The organism is Stenotrophomonas sp. AR029 (assembly GCF_047520695.2).
Lineage (GTDB): Bacteria > Pseudomonadota > Gammaproteobacteria > Xanthomonadales > Xanthomonadaceae > Stenotrophomonas > Stenotrophomonas sepilia.
In genome coordinates this window covers 58249-71797 of the sequence record NZ_JAXBQQ020000005.1, presented here as the reverse complement: position 1 = coordinate 71797, position 13549 = coordinate 58249, and the positions used below count along the sequence as shown (strand labels likewise).

Here is a 13549-nt window from a genome sequence, read left to right as displayed (position 1 = left end):
GCCACAATGCAACCCGCCTCCCCACTGGCCTTGAGCTGACGATGTCGACCAAACGCGTGCTGATCGTTGAAGACGATGCCCACATCGCCGACCTGCTGCGCATGCACCTGGGCGATGAGGGCTACGACGTCGCCCATGCTGCCAGCGGCGATGCCGGCCTGCGCCTGCTCGAGCAGGACGGCCCGTGGGATGCGCTGGTGCTGGACGTGATGCTGCCCGGCGTGGACGGCCTGCAGGTGTGCCAGCGCGCACGCGCGATGGCGCGGTATGTGCCGATCATCATCATCAGTGCGCGCGGCAGCGAAACCCAGCGCATCGTCGGCCTGGAACTGGGCGCGGACGATTACCTGGCAAAACCCTTCTCGATGCCGGAACTGGTGGCACGCGTGCGCGCGCTGCTGCGCCGCGCCGAGGCGATGGCGCAGAGCGCACGCATCGATGCCGGCGCGATCGAGCTGGGGGGACTGCAGTTGGACCCGGTCGCGCGTACCGCCTCGGTGGATGGCAATCCATTGGAGCTGACCCCGCGCGAGTTCGACCTGCTGTTGTTCTTCGCCCGTCACCCGGACCAGGTGTTCGCGCGCATGGAACTGCTCAACCAGGTCTGGGGCTACCAGCACGATGGCTACGAGCATACGGTCAACACCCATATCAACCGCCTGCGCAGCAAGATCGAGCCCGATCCGGCCAATCCGCGGCGGCTGCTGACGGTGTGGGGCCGTGGCTACAAGCTGGTCGACCCGGCCGGAGCAGCGGCATGATCAAGCCGAACCTGTGGCAGAAGCTGGCAGTGGTGACCGCTGCGCTGATGCTGACGTGCTGCATGGCGCTGCTTGCACTGCAGATGCGTGCCAATACCCGCCACGAGCAGGAGGTGGTACAGCGGTTGTCGCTGGGCCTGGCCGAGCACATCGCCCAGCGCAGCGAGCTGATGGATACCAGCGGCATGCGTGATGCGGCGGTGCGGGCGCTGTTCGGCCAGTTGATGGCGGTCAATCCCAGCGTCGAGGTCTACCTGCTGGATGACCAGGGCCGCATCCTCGGCCACGATGCACCCAGTGGGCACCTGGTGCGAAACCGGGTGGACGTGGCGCCGCTGCGCCACCTGCTGGCCGGTGCGCCGTTGCCGATCCTCGGCGATGACCCGCGCAGCCGTGATGGCCGCAAGGTGTTCAGCGTCGCCCCGCTGGTCGTGCAGGGTCGCCAGGCGGGCTACGTGTACGTGGTACTGGTCGGCGAGCACCGGCAGATGCTGGCCGACGATCTTGCGGCCGGCAGCCAGTGGAACACCACGCTGTGGTCGGTGGTGCTGGTCGGTGGCCTCGGCCTGCTGGCCGGGCTGGTGGCGTTCTACTGGGTGACCCGTCCGCTGCGGCGGCTGACCCGACGCATCCAGGCCTTCGACATCGACGCACCCACGCCGTTGCCACCGCCGGAGCCGCTGCGCCCCGGTGAGCGCGACGAGCTGGTGATCCTCGAACACGCGCACGCGCAGATGGCGCAGCGGCTGGGCGAGCAGTGGCAGCAGCTGCGCCAGCAGGACCTGCAGCGCCGCGAACTGGTTGCCAATATCTCGCACGACCTGCGCACGCCGCTGTCGTCGCTGCATGGCTACCTGGAAACGCTGGCATTGAAGGACGCCACGCTGTCAGCGGACGAGCGCCGCCGCTATCTCGGTATCGCGCTGGCGCAGAGCGCCAAGGTCGGCCGGCTGGCGCGCGCGCTGTTCGAGCTGGCGCGGCTGGAGCATGGCGAAGTGCGGTTGGAGTGGGAGGTGTTCGCGCTGCCGGAGCTGCTGCAGGACGTGCTGCAGAAGTTCGAACTGGCGGCACAGGCGCGCGGCCAGCAGCTGCACGCAGCGTTCCCCCCCGGCCTGCCGCTGGTGCGCGCCGACCTGGGCCTGGTCGAACGGGTGTTGACCAACCTGCTCGACAACGCGCTGCGCCATGCACCCGATGGTGGACAGATCGAGGTGCGCCTTTGCGCGACTCCCGACAGCGTGGAGGTCAGCGTGGCTGATGACGGCCCAGGGGTGGCGCCGGCGTTGCGCACCCAGCTGTTCCAGGCACCGGCCGCGCTGGGCGCGCGGCGCGGCGAGAACGGCGGATTGGGGCTGTTGATCGTGCAGCGCATCGTGCAGCTGCACGGCCGCCGCATCGAACTGCGCGACAGCGAGCGTGGCGCGCTGTTCGTGTTTGCCTTGCCGCGTGCGGAACCGGCGGCCTAGCAGGCCGCTTCGCATTCGACGATGCCGCCGCCGTTTTCCAGCGGCAGGTGCAGGCGGATGCAGGCACCGCCCAGCGACGAATCGGTTACTTCGACGTGGCCGCCATGCTTGTCGGCCACCACCTGCACCAGTGCCAGGCCGAGGCCGAAGCCGGGACTGCCCGGGTCCAGCCGGACGTAGGGCTGCAGTACCTGGCCGCGCAGTTCGGGTGCAATGCCGGGGCCGTCGTCCTCCACCTGCAGGCATAGCCAGCCGTCATTGACGCTGCTGGCAATACGGATCTGCCGGCGCGCGTAGCGCAGTGCATTGCCGAGCAGGTTGCGCAGTGCCAGCTCCAGCATATGCCGGTTGACGTTGACCAGACCCACCGGCGACAGCGCCTGCTGCACCGGCATCGGCAGCGGCGCGAACTGGGCGACCACGCCGCGCACCAGCGCCGCCAGCTGCAGGCGCTGGCGGGTCAGCTGATGGCAGCGGCCCAGTGCGGCGTACTCGACGCCTGCATCGGTCAGGTGCTGCAGCCGATCCACATCGGTGCGCAATCCGCCCAGTGCATCGCGCTGCCCATCATCAAGCGCGGTGTCCTCCAGGTCGGCCAGGCCGAAACGCATCCGCGCCAATGGCGTGCGCACTTCGTGCGCCACCGCCTGCGCCAGCACACGCTGGCTTTCCAGCAGCTGCTGCAGCTGCTCGGCCATGTGGTTGAAGGCATTGGCCAGTGGCCGCACCAGCGCGGTGCCCGCACGCGGCGCACGCGTGTCCAACTGGCCATCGCGCATCTGCCTGGCCGCCTGCGCCAGCTGCGAGACGTCGCGCCACAACCGATAGACCATCACGTACATCGGCAATGCCACCGCCACCATCAGGATCAGCAGCAGGATCGCCACGCCCGACACTTCGCTGTCCTGCCAGCCCTCGTCCGGCAGCGCTTCATCCAGCGGCCCCAGCATCACCGCGTAGTCGCTGTCACCGATGCGCTGCAGGCTGCGCATGTGCTCCAGGTCGATCTGCACGCGGCCGTTGTTGAACGGCGGACGTTGGCTGGCCGGCAACGCCTTCACTGCCTCAGCCAGCGGCACCATGCGCAGCGCGTAGGCGAAATCGGCGTCGAGTTCGCGTGCCAGCACCGGCCACTGGTCGCGCGGGGTTTCGGCGAAGCGGTGCTGCAGCAGGGCATGGGTGCCACGCATTTCGGCCTGCAGCCCGGCTTCGGTGCGGTCCTCCAGCAGGGCATCCCAGGCCCACAGGCCCAGCACGATCAGCAACAGGTGGGCAACCAGGAAGCCGATGCCGTAGCGCAGGAAGTGGAAGGCGTGGCCGCGCATCGCCGAGGGCGTGCGCTTCATCCCCATGCCGAGCGGCTGAACAGGTAGCCGCGGCCACGGACGGTCTTGATCCGTTCCGGCTGCTCGGGGTTGTCGCCCAGCTTGCGGCGCAGGCGCGAGATGCGGGCATCGATCGAACGGTCCAGGCCGTCGAAGGCGATGCCACGCAGGCCGCGCAGCAGCGCGTCGCGGTCCAGGATCTGGCCGGCATTGCTGGCCAGCAGGAACAGCAGGTCGAACTCGGCGGTGGTCAGCTCCAGCAGGCTGCCCTGCAGGTGCACGTTGCGGGTGGACGGGTCGATGCTCAGCTCGCCGAAGCGCAGGCTGCCGTCACGCGGTTCGACCCGGCGGTGGCGGCGCAGGTGGGCGCGCAGCCGCGCCAGCAGCACCCGCGGTTCGATCGGTTTGCCGATGTAGTCGTCGGCCCCCAGCTCCAGCCCCAGAACCTGGTCGATGTTGTCGGTGCGGGCGGTCAGCACGCAGATGATGCCGTCATAGAGGGGCCGGATCTGCCGACACACTTCGAAACCATCCTGGTCGGGCAGGCCGACATCGAGCAGCACCAGGGCTGGTTTCTCGGCCAGGATGCGGGCCACTGCGCGCTCGCCGCTGCGCTCGTGGGCCACCTGGTAGCCATGCCGTTGCAGGTAGTCGCTGACCATCGTTCCCAGGCGGGCATCGTCTTCGACCAGTACGATATCCAGCATTTCCAAGGCCTCCGTAGGCGCAAACGTACCGCCACGGCACGAGCGCGGCGATGCTATCCCAGCCATCGGGCCGCCCGGGTCCCGGGGGCGGGCGCCATTCAGCCGGGGTTGCTGGCGCAGGGGCCGGGTCTCAGTCCCGGCAACAACTTGGCGTTCAGCATAGCCTGATGCTGTTACAAAACGTTACCTTCGTGATACGACGGGTGACGATCGCTGACAGCAAAGCGACTGACGCCGCGCGGTCCGGCGCCGAGCATGGAGTCTCCTCCGCTCCGCGTGCCGTCCCCCATGTCGCCCGCCGCCCTCTGCCTGCTGAACCCGTCCCGCCGCCGCCAGTGCGGAGGCTCCCGATGAGCGGCGTGGTCGGGGCCTGGTTGCCGCCCGCCGAGGACGAGCAGTTGCTGCAGCAGCTGGCGCCGATGCTGCGGGCGCTGCAGCAGCGTGGGCGTGGCCGCATCGGCTACTGGACCGACGCCGAGGCCGGCCTCGCGCTGGGCCACTGCCGGGCGCCGACCGATACGCCGTTGCAGCCGCTGAGCTCGGACTGCGGTCGCTACGTGCTGTGCCTGGACGGCCGCCTGTACAACCGCGCTGACCTGCAGGCGCAGTTGCGCGATCTGCCACGCAGCTGCAGCGATGCACGGCTGCTGCTGCAGGCGATCGTCGAATGGGGCGTGCAGCGGGCGCTGTCGCGTATCGAGGGCGCCTTCGGTTTCAGCGTCTGGGACCGCGAGTCGCGCGTGCTGTGGCTGGCCCGTGATCCGGTGGGCGAGAGGCCGCTGTACTACGGCTGGTACCAGGGCCAGTTCCTGTTCGCCTCGGAGTTGAAGGCGCTGCAGGCCTTCGCCGGGTTCGCACCGAGCATCGACCAGGATGCGCTGAGCCTTCTGCTGCGTCACGACTATGTGCCGGCGCCGCACACCATCTACCGCGGCATCCACAAGCTGGTGGCGGGCGCGATGCTGCGCATCGATCTCAGCGACCACGCCGCCGGTTACTCCAGCCAGGCCGCGCAGGGGGGGGCGCGTTACTGGTGCGCACGCGACGCGATGCAGCGTGCACTGCAGGAGCCGCTGCAGCCGGCGCCAAGCCTGGAACAGGCCACCGACCAGCTCGAAGCGGTACTGCAGAAGGCCATCGCTTCACGCATGCACTCGCCATTGGCCTGTGGCGCGTTCCTGTCCGGCGGCACCGACTCATCGCTGGTGACGGCGATGATGCAGGCCCAATCGACCCTGCCGATCGAAGCCTGGACGGTCGGCTTCGACGATCCGGGACATGACGAGAGCGACTGGGCGTCGCAGGTCGCGCGCCATCTGGGTGTGCAGCACCACCTGCACCGCATGGACGCGCGCCAGGGCCTGGATCTGCTGCAGCGCCTGCCGCAGGTCTGGTGCGAACCGTTCGCCGACGCCTCGCAGCTGCCGACGCTGCTGGCCAGTGAACTGCTGGGGGCACGCAAGCCGGTGGCGCTGACCGGTGACGGTGGCGATGAACTGTTCTTCGGCCACCCCAGCTATGGCCGCGCGCTGCGCAATGCGCGCCTGTGCGGTGGCTTGCCGGACTGGGTACGCGACCTGGCGCGGCGCAGCGGCAACCGCATGAACGCCGAGCGTGGTCGTCTCGGTGGATGGCGTGCCTTGGTGGCCGAAGTTGCTGCCAACGATGTGGAAGGCCACTACCTGCAGCGGGTGACCCGCTGGCGGCAGCCGGCGCAGGTGGTGCTGGGCGCGCGTGAACCGGTGACGATCTTCCAGCAGCAGGACTCGGCGCTGCCGGCCGAAGCGCGCATCCAGCTGCTGGATTTCCGCATGGATCTGGCCGAGGGCATCCTGGCCAAGGTCGACCGCGCGGGCATGGCGGCGGGCGTTGAAACCCGTGCGCCACTGCTGGACATGGAGGTGGTGCGACTGGCCTGGCGCCTGCCGCAGCACCTGAAGTACCACGACGGCGAACACAAACTGATCCTGAAGCACCTGTTGGCACGCTACCTGCCCGAGCCGCTGGTGTACCGTCCCAAGCGCGGCTTTGGCCCGCCGATGGCGCGCTGGCTGGCCGGTCCGTTGCGCGATTGGGCGGAGGCGCTGCTGGACCCGCAGCTGCTTCGCAATCAGGGCTGTTTCGATCCGGCACGCGTGCGCGGCATTTGGGAAGCGTTCCTGCGCGGCGAGCGCAAGTGGCACACGCACCTGTGGAACGTGTTGATGTTCCAGGCGTGGCACCAGCACTGGCACGGTGGTCGCGGGCGCTGAGGTTCCTTCGCGGTGTGTTCTGCGTGGCGCGTGGCGGATTCGTTCTGCGTGGCGCAGGGCGGAGACCCTTGCGTACGAATGTCCTCCGGCGCCGGCCGTTGGCCGTCACCTCCCCCTTTACTTCGTACGCAAGGGTCTCCGCCCTGCGTTCGAAATCTATCGGCGCTTTATTGAAGGCAGCCTGCTCGATGCCTTGGCCGCCGCAAGCCGAGCCTCGTCGGGGCGGGCAGGGGTCTGGGCAAAGTAAAGGAGGAGGTGACGGCCAACGGCCGGCGCCGGGGGACATTTGCCCAGGCCCCTGCCTGTCACGGCGGGGCCCCTCAGCTCGCAGAGACATCGGACGAAGACGCACTTCGGAATCCGAACACCAGGCAAAAAAAGACCCGGCAGAGGGAGGGATCTGCCGGGTCCGGATTGCATGGGGGGAGGGACCCACGCAATGAGCGTTGCGTCGCGTCAGTGGTTGCTCGCGTCCGCCGTTGATTCGTTGTAACCCTGCACCAGTTCGGACCAGGCCTTGCTGGCCTGCAGGCCGAGACCGACCACATCCTGCTGGGCCTGGCCCAGCCGCTGCAGGTTGTCCTGCCACAGCTGTGCGCCCCTGTTGAGCATCCCGGCCGCGTCGTCGCTGCGGGCCAGTTCGCCCAGCCAGCCGCCGGTCGCGGTCAGGTTGCGCTCCATCACCTTCAACTGCACGCCGAACATGCTTTCCGCGTTCTCCAACGCCAATCGGTTTGCGCGCGTTGCGGCGGCGGCGAACTGGCGGGTGGCATCACTGAAGCGATCGCTGAAGGCGGCGGCCATGGGGGCATCAGGGAGTGGCTTGATGCATTGCAGCATACGCCGTTGATGCGGCAATGCAACAAAAATAACAAAGGCGCTCAGGGCGCCTTTAAAAAGCCTTTCAGATCAATGGGTTGATCAGGCCGTCGGGCCGCGGTAGCGACAGCCGGAGGTGCAGGTTTCGTGCACGGTGATCTCGCTCAGCGCCGGCAGGCTGGGCTTGAGTTCGTTCCAGATCCACACCGCCAGGTTCTCGCTGGTCGGATTCTCCAGGCCGGGGATGTCATTGAGGTAGTGATGGTCCAGGCGGTCGTAGATCGGCTGGAAGGCCGCCTTCACGTCGCCGAAGTCCATGATCCAGCCGGTCTGCGCACCCGGCTCGCCCTCGACCTTCAGTTCCACCCGGAACGAGTGGCCGTGCAGGCGCGCGCACTTGTGCCCCGGCGGCACGTTGGGAAGGCGGTGCGCCGCCTCGAGCATGAAGACTTTGAAGATTTCCATGGCGCAATTGTACGCCGCAGGCGGCCCGGCAGCCTGAGCGGACGCCGGGCTTTCGTGAAGTGACTCTTTCCATCCGGATGAAGAGATGATAGTTTCTCTTATATCCGTATGAAGAGATGTTATTGGCCGGGCGCCGGCCAGGCATGGACTACTGCGGAACTTCGTCGTCCTTACCACCTCCCCCACATCGTCATGCCCAAGCACACCCTGCTCGTGGCGGCCCTGGCCGTCGCTCTGGCCGCGCCTTTGCCTGCCGCCGCCGAAACCTCCGCCGACGCCAGTGGCGAAGCCAGCACCCTGGCCGCCGTGCGTGTCACCGGTTCCAACATCAAGCGCACCGATACCGAGGCCTCCAACCCGGTGCAGGTGATCGGTCGCCAGCAGCTGGAACAGACCGGCAAGGCCACCGTGGCCGACGTGCTGCGTTCGATCTCAGCCAACACCGGCAACGCCGCCAACGAAACCACCAACAACGGCTGGGCCTCCGGCTCGGCCGGCATCGGCCTGCGCGGCCTGTCGCAGAAGAACACGCTGGTGCTGCTCAACGGCCGCCGCCTGGCCAACTACGGCTTCCCGGCCGGCGGTCTGTCCGACACATTCGTCGATCTCAACGCGCTGCCGCTGGTGGCCGTCGAGCGCATCGAAGTGCTCAAGGACGGCGCCTCGGCGGTGTACGGCTCCGATGCCGTGGCCGGCGTGGTCAACATCATCACCCGGCAGAACTTCGAAGGCGCCGAGATCGGCGGCAGCTTCGGCGGTGCCGACCAGGGCGGCCTGCACGAGCAGAACCTGAAGTTCGTCGGCGGCCTGGGTGATCTCGACACCGATGGCTACAACATCCTCTTCAGCCTGCAGGGGTACAACCGTGAGCGCCTGGACCAGGACGAACGCAACCTGACCAGGAGCGGCATCTACACCGACAAGCCGGGTGGCCGCTGGAACGGCTGGTCGGCCAAGGGTGCGCGCTACCTGGTCAACGGCGTGTCGGTACCGATGCTCGACGCCAACGGCAACTGCCCGGCCGGCACCACCCGCGTTGCCAGCGCGCCGATTGATGGCCTGTCCGGTGACACCTGCGGCTTCAACCAGGCGCCGTTCACCACGCTGATCCCCTCGACCAAGCGTTACCAGGCCTATGCCAACGGCACCTTCCGCCTGAACGACAACGTCGAGGCCTTCGGCGAAGTGCTGTACAGCCAGATCAAGAGCGCCGCGTGGTTCGGCAGCAGCCCGTTCTTCACCCTGGAGAGCGGCCGCTTCGCACTGAACGCCAACAGCGGCCTGGCCGAGCCGGTGTCGTCGCTGCTGCCGGCCAACAATCCGTACAACCCGTACGGCCGTGCGATCCCGATCGAGTACACGTTCTTCGACCTTGGCGGCACCATCAAGACCAACCGATCCACGGCCTATCGCGGCGTGTTCGGCCTGCGCGGCACCACCGCCAACTGGGACTGGGAAGTCGCTGCATTCGGTGCGCGCAGCAGCGAACGCGAGAGCGTGTCCGGCGGCTTCGCCAACCGCTGGGCGCTGGCCGATGCGCTGGCCACGGGCAGCTACAACCTGCTCAACCCGGCGGCGACGCCGCAGTCGGTGCGCGACTCGATCAACATCGCCACGCTGCGTCCGGCCGAATCCAAGCTGCAGGGCATCGATGCAAAGATTTCCGGCAGCCTGGGCCACACCTGGGCGGGTGAGATCGGCTTCGCGGCCGGTGCCGAGTGGCGCCGCGAAAAGCTCGACTCCAACAACCCGTGGCAGATCGATGCCGGCCTGCAGGTGCGCCCGGCCATTGCCGAAGTACACGGCAAGCGCCAGGTCAGTGCGGCCTACGCCGAAGTGAACGTGCCGCTGGCCTCGACGCTGGAGCTGTCCGCCGCCGCGCGCGCCGACCACTACGACGATTTCGGCGATGCATTCTCGCCGAAGATCGGCCTGCGCTGGCAGCCCCTGGATGTCCTGCTGGTGCGTGCGTCCGCTTCCAAGGGCTTCCGCGCACCGTCGCTGTCGGAAAACTCCAACAGCACCAGCATCGCCTATGGCAGCGTGGTCGATCCGCGTGATCCGGACGTGCCGGGTTCGCGGCAGAACCCGACCTTCTTCACCGTCGGCAACAACGAACTGAAGCCCGAGCGCACCAGGAGCGTGAACTTCGGTGTGGTGCTGTCGCCGTGGGCCAACACCAACCTGAGCGTGGACTACTACCGCATCCAGCTGGACAACCTGGTCGGCACCAACAACACCCAGACCCTGGTCAACGACAACGTGGCTGGCGCGGTGCAGCGCGATGAGCGCGGCAAGCTGCAGGCGGTCTACAACCGCTACCAGAACCTGAGCGAGCTGAGGACCTCGGGCATCGACGTCGAACTGCGCCAGCGCATCCCGACCGCGGTGCTGGGTGACTTCACCGTGTCCTCGGCTTACACCCACGTGCGCGACTACCGTCGCCCGACCGTGGTCGGTGGCCCGCTGGTCGACTACGCCGGCAGCAACCTGGGCGCGACCCTGCCCAAGGACAAGGCCACCACCACGCTGGACTGGAAGTACGGTGATTTCAACGCAGCCGTGACCTGGTACTACACCAGCAGCTACCGCCAGGAAGCCAGCACCGCAGCCAAGGCCGTGCAGCAGCGCGTCGGCAGCTACAGCCAGTACGACCTGTACCTGGCCTACACCGGCATCGACAAGCTGACGCTGTATGCCAAGGTGCAGAACCTGGCCGACAAGACGCCGCCGTACGACGCCTCGTTCCCGGGCATCCGCGCGCCATACGACTTCAGCCAGTACGACCTGCGCGGCCGCTACTTCACGCTGGGCTTCGATTACCGCTTCTGATCCATCCGCCGCGGCCGGCCACCTGAAGGGACCGGCCGCGCAACTGTCTGCCGTTGTGTTCCAGGGGAGTCACCGTGTCCTTGCATCGCCGTGCCGTTCTTCCGTTGCTGCTTGCCGCCGCCACTGTACTGTCCTGCCCGCAGCCGGCGCAGGCACAGAGTGCCTATTTCTTCCCGCAGGTCACGGATGCGGCAGCCTTCGATGCAGCGGTGCCGACGCCAGAGCAGTTCCTCGGCTACCCGATCGGTAGCCGCTACACCCGGCACGACCAACTGGTGGCGTACTTCCAGGAGCTGGCCAGACGCTCGGACAAGATCAGCGTGCGCGAGATCGGACGAAGCTACGAGGGCCGGCCGCTGCTGATCGCCACCGTCACCGCCGCCGGCAATCACGCGCGGCTGGAACAGCTGCGCCAACAGCACGCGACCCTGGCCGATCCGGCGCAACCGCGCAGCGCGGCCGGTGACAGCCCGGTGGTGGTGTGGCTGGGTTACAGCGTGCATGGCAACGAGACGTCCAGTGCCGAGGCGGCGATGCTGACTGCTTACTACCTGGTGGCCAACCGCAGTGCTGAAACCCAGCAGTGGCTGCAGCACGCGGTGGTGCTGTTCGATCCGGCACAGAACCCGGATGGCCGCGATCGTGCGGCCAACTGGCACAACGCCTGGGCCTCCGATCCGGCCTCGGCCGACCCGGCCGACAAGGAACACGTCGAACCGTTCCCGCAGGGCCGCACCAACCACTACTTCACCGATCTCAACCGCGACTGGCTTGCCCTCACACAGCAGGACTCGCGGCCGAAGGTGGAGGTGTTCCACCAGTGGTACCCGAACGTGCAGATCGACTTCCACGAAATGGGCAAGGACAGCACCTACTACTTCGAGCCCTCGCCGAAGAGCATGCACAGCCCGCTGATTCCGGCGGCGTCGTATGAATTCAACAAGACCCTGGCCAAGTACCACGCGCAGGCGCTGGATGCCTTGGGTTCGCTGTACTACACCGGCGAGAACTTCGACAACTTCTCGCCGGTGTACGGTTCCACCTACCCGGACTTCCATGGTGCCGTCGGCGTTACCGTCGAGCAGGCCAGTTCGCGTGGCCGCGTGCAGGAATCGGTGAACGGCCTGCTGACCTTCCCGTTCACCATCCGCAACCAGGTCGCCACCGGGCTGGGCACGGTGCGTGGCGCGGTAACTGAGCGCAGCGGCCTATTCGACCTGCAGAAGCAGTTCTTCCAGAGCGCGCTGAAGCAGGCCGCACAGCAGCCGGTGAAGAGCTTCGTGTTCGGTGATGTGCATGATCCGGCGCTGACCCGCCGCCTGCTGGAACTGTTGCTGCTGCATCGCATCGAGGTACGCGCGCTGGAGCGTGCAATCACCGTCGATGGGCAGCGCTTCGATGCCGGCAGCGCCTATGTGGTGCCGGTGCAGCAGGCGCAGTTCCGCCTGGTGCATTCGATCTTTGCCGAGACACCGCCGATCAAGGGGGATGTGTTTTACGGCAGCACCAGCTATGCGATCGCACCGGCCTACGGCGTGGCTTTCGCCGGCAGCCGTAGCCGTATCGAGGGTGGCGCACGCGTGACTGCGCTGCCGGCTGAGCAGGGCACGGTGCTGGGTGGCCAGGCCGGATTCGCGTACGCGATCGACTGGCGCGACTACAACGCCGGGCGCGCGCTGGCCGCGCTGCAGGGCAAGGGCGTGAGCGCACGTGCGGCATTCCAGCCGTTCACCACCGCGACCGCGCAGGGCGACGTAAGCTTCGCCGCCGGCAGCCTGGTGATTCCAGTTGCCGGGCAAACGCTGCAGGGCGCGGCGCTGCTTGAGGCAGTGACATCTGCCGCGCGCGAGGCAGGTGTGCAGGTGCACGCGCTGTCCAGTGGCCGCAGCCGCGAAGGCATCGATCTGGGCAGTGACGGCATCAAGGCGCTGCGCAAACCCGCGGTTGCGCTGGTGATGGGGGAGGGCGTGGCCGCCACCGAGATCGGCTCGGCCTGGTTCCTGCTCGACCAGCAACTGCACCTTCCGGCCAGCAAGCTGGACCCACAGCAGCTGGCCAAGGTGCCGCTGGACCGCTACACCACGATCGTGCTGTCCGGTGGCACCTATACCGGCGTCGATGCCGCGGCGGTGGCTGCACTGAAGCGCTGGGTGCAGGCCGGTGGTTCATTGGTGACCTATGGCAGTGCCTCGAAGTGGGCGATCGAACAGAAGCTCGCCGACGGCGAGAAGCTCGGCAAGGACGAAGAGACTGCCGACGAGAGCCGCCGTGCATTCGGCGACCAGCGCGACATCGCCGCGATCGAGCGGGTCAGCGGCAACATCCTCAGCGCCGATGTGGACACCAGTCATCCGCTGGCGTTCGGTGTGCCGCGCCGGCAACTGGCGATCAACAAGGAGAACACGGTGACGCTGCAGCCGAGTGCGAACCCATTCTCGACGGTGGTACGCATCGACACGCCGCCGCGGGTGAATGGCTATCTTTCCGAGCGCAACCGTGCGCGGGTGGCGGGCAGCGCGTGGCTGCTGGTGTCGGCGCAGGGGCAGGGCAACGTGGTGCTGTTTGCCGATGACCCGGCGCACCGCAAGTACTGGCACGGGACGGATCGGCTGCTGATCAACGCGATCTTCTTCGGGAATCTGGTGAATCCGAGTAAAGCGCGGGGTTGAGGCGTTTGGCGCCGAGTCGTTGTTGTGCTTGGGAGGCAGGGGGCCTCAGCCAGGACACGCCGTGAACCCATCCATGGGGGCTCGATGGCGCCATCCTTGGCGCCAACGGTCCTGGCTGAGGCCCCCTGCCTCCCATGACAGTTTCCTGCGGGCGCGGACGCATCAGACCCCAAGGCGGGAGCAAGGGCAAAGGCAAAGGCAAAGGCAAAGGCAAAGCCAGGAATTGCGGCTTCGGCTTTTGACTTTGAATTTG

The 13549-nt window shown here is 67.4% G+C and carries 9 protein-coding genes; 5 read left to right on the top strand and 4 right to left on the bottom strand.

Annotation, left to right across the window (positions count from 1 at the left end; translation table 11 throughout):
- Positions 1-41: 41 nt before the first annotated feature.
- Complete coding sequence (locus ACM0PB_RS15725) at positions 42-761, top strand: response regulator transcription factor (protein WP_065186281.1); 720 nt, start codon at positions 42-44, stop codon at positions 759-761.
- Entirely contained in the window at positions 758-2227 is a 1470-nt protein-coding gene (locus ACM0PB_RS15720) for a sensor histidine kinase (protein ID WP_065179291.1), read from the top strand. The genes ACM0PB_RS15725 and ACM0PB_RS15720 overlap by 4 nt, the downstream gene beginning before the upstream one ends.
- On the opposite strand, the gene ACM0PB_RS15715 is transcribed toward ACM0PB_RS15720, so the two are convergent.
- The gene (locus ACM0PB_RS15715) at positions 2224-3573 is read right to left on the bottom strand and encodes an ATP-binding protein (RefSeq protein WP_053498029.1); all 1350 of its coding nucleotides are present in this window, start codon (positions 3571-3573) and stop codon (positions 2224-2226) included. The two genes, ACM0PB_RS15720 and ACM0PB_RS15715, sit on opposite strands and share 4 nt — an antisense overlap.
- Positions 3570-4259, bottom strand: a complete 690-nt coding sequence (locus ACM0PB_RS15710) for a winged helix-turn-helix domain-containing protein (protein WP_005415149.1) — start codon at positions 4257-4259, stop codon at positions 3570-3572. The genes ACM0PB_RS15715 and ACM0PB_RS15710 overlap by 4 nt, the downstream gene beginning before the upstream one ends.
- 350 nt (positions 4260-4609) lie before the next feature.
- Between ACM0PB_RS15710 and asnB the strand changes: the two genes are divergently transcribed.
- The gene (gene asnB / locus ACM0PB_RS15705; RefSeq protein WP_065179293.1) at positions 4610-6511 is read left to right on the top strand and encodes an asparagine synthase (glutamine-hydrolyzing); all 1902 of its coding nucleotides are present in this window, start codon (positions 4610-4612) and stop codon (positions 6509-6511) included.
- Positions 6512-6967: 456 nt separating this feature from the next.
- On the opposite strand, the gene ACM0PB_RS15700 is transcribed toward asnB, so the two are convergent.
- On the bottom strand, positions 6968-7315 hold the full coding sequence (locus ACM0PB_RS15700; protein WP_065179106.1) for a phasin family protein: 348 nt from the start codon (positions 7313-7315) through the stop codon (positions 6968-6970).
- 117 nt (positions 7316-7432) lie between these two features.
- Positions 7433-7795: a 6-carboxytetrahydropterin synthase QueD gene (gene queD, locus ACM0PB_RS15695; RefSeq protein ID WP_005407953.1), complete on the bottom strand. Its 363-nt coding sequence runs from the start codon at positions 7793-7795 to the stop codon at positions 7433-7435.
- 192 nt (positions 7796-7987) lie between these two features.
- Here queD and ACM0PB_RS15690 point away from each other — a divergent pair, with 192 nt between their 5' ends.
- Both ACM0PB_RS15690 and ACM0PB_RS15685 read left to right on the top strand, forming a co-directional pair.
- A complete protein-coding gene (locus tag ACM0PB_RS15690) occupies positions 7988-10627 on the top strand; it encodes a TonB-dependent receptor plug domain-containing protein (protein ID WP_374082979.1) in 2640 nt (879 codons plus the stop codon).
- A gap of 74 nt (positions 10628-10701) precedes the next feature.
- Positions 10702-13296, top strand: coding sequence for a M14 family zinc carboxypeptidase (locus tag ACM0PB_RS15685; protein ID WP_235649869.1), 2595 nt, complete (start codon positions 10702-10704; stop codon positions 13294-13296).
- Positions 13297-13549 lie beyond the last annotated feature (253 nt).

Bases quoted from the DNA above. Each gene is read 5' to 3' on its own strand.
- ACM0PB_RS15725 (WP_065186281.1), top strand. From the start codon at position 42: ATGTCGACCAAACGCGTGCTGATCGTTGAAGACGATGCCCACATCGCC.
- ACM0PB_RS15720 (WP_065179291.1), top strand. From the start codon at position 758: ATGATCAAGCCGAACCTGTGGCAGAAGCTGGCAGTGGTGACCGCTGCG.
- ACM0PB_RS15715 (WP_053498029.1), bottom strand. From the start codon at position 3,573: ATGAAGCGCACGCCCTCGGCGATGCGCGGCCACGCCTTCCACTTCCTG.
- ACM0PB_RS15710 (WP_005415149.1), bottom strand. From the start codon at position 4,259: ATGCTGGATATCGTACTGGTCGAAGACGATGCCCGCCTGGGAACGATG.
- asnB (WP_065179293.1), top strand. From the start codon at position 4,610: ATGAGCGGCGTGGTCGGGGCCTGGTTGCCGCCCGCCGAGGACGAGCAG.
- ACM0PB_RS15700 (WP_065179106.1), bottom strand. From the start codon at position 7,315: ATGGCCGCCGCCTTCAGCGATCGCTTCAGTGATGCCACCCGCCAGTTC.
- queD (WP_005407953.1), bottom strand. From the start codon at position 7,795: ATGGAAATCTTCAAAGTCTTCATGCTCGAGGCGGCGCACCGCCTTCCC.
- ACM0PB_RS15690 (WP_374082979.1), top strand. From the start codon at position 7,988: ATGCCCAAGCACACCCTGCTCGTGGCGGCCCTGGCCGTCGCTCTGGCC.